General features: G+C 74.0%; 1 protein-coding gene. It reads right to left on the bottom strand.

All coding sequences use genetic code 11. The features are described from left to right. The coding region (locus AC5LUJ_RS13490) for an ABC transporter ATP-binding protein (protein WP_493465032.1) at window positions 1-752 on the bottom strand (752 nt) is incomplete at its 3' end. Between the last annotated feature and the right edge of the window lie 140 nt (window positions 753-892).

The following is an 892-nucleotide window of genomic DNA, read 5'->3' as shown; positions in this document are numbered from 1 at the left end:
GGCTGGTCGGCGTCACCGCCTGGATGATCCAGGCTGGTGTCGTCCTGGATGCCGCCGTCCCGGATGCGCACCACCCGGCTGGCGGTGGCGGCGACCTCGGGCTCGTGGGTGATGAGCACGATCGTGCGGCCGGACGCGTGCAGCTCGCCGAGCAGGTCGAGCACGTCCTGGGTGGACGCGCTGTCGAGGTTGCCGGTCGGTTCGTCGGCGAGGATGAGCGCGGGGTCGGTGACCAGCGCCCGGGCGACGGCGACCCGCTGCTGCTGGCCGCCGGAGAGCTCGTTCGGGCGGTGGGCGATCCGGTCCCCCAGGCCCACCCTCTCCAGCGCCTCGACCGCCCGGACGCGACGCCGCGCCCGCCCCGTCCCGGCGTAGCACAGCGGCAGTTCCACGTTGCGCCACGCGGACAGGGCGGGAAGCAGGTTGAACTGCTGGAAGACGAAGCCGATCCGCCGGTTGCGGATCTCGGCGAGATCGTCCTCGGACATCCGGGCGACGTCCTCGCCGGCAAGGCGGTAGTGGCCCGAGGTGGGTATGTCGAGGCAGCCGAGAATGTTCATCAGGGTCGACTTGCCCGACCCGGACGGGCCCATGATCGCTATGTACTCCCCCTCGGAGATGCGCAGGTCGACACCGCGCAGCGCGTCGACCTCGATGGCGCCGGTCCGGTAGGTCTTGCGGACGTCGTCGAGTTCGATGACGGGTGCCGGGCCGGCCGGCGCCCCGGCGTGGAGTGCTCCGCTCTCGGCCACGGCTCAGCCCGCCCCGCCGCCGCGGACGCCCCCGCCGAAGCCGGCGCCACCGCCGCCGAACCCACCGCCGCCGCCGGCACCGCCACCGAACCCGGCACCGCCGCCACCGAAGCCGGCACCGCCACCGAACCCGCCGGCAC

The organism is Protofrankia sp. CiP1_Cm_nod3, assembly GCF_982290655.1.
The sequence above is the reverse complement of the archived record's forward strand: the minus strand, read 5'-3'. Positions and strand labels throughout refer to the sequence as shown.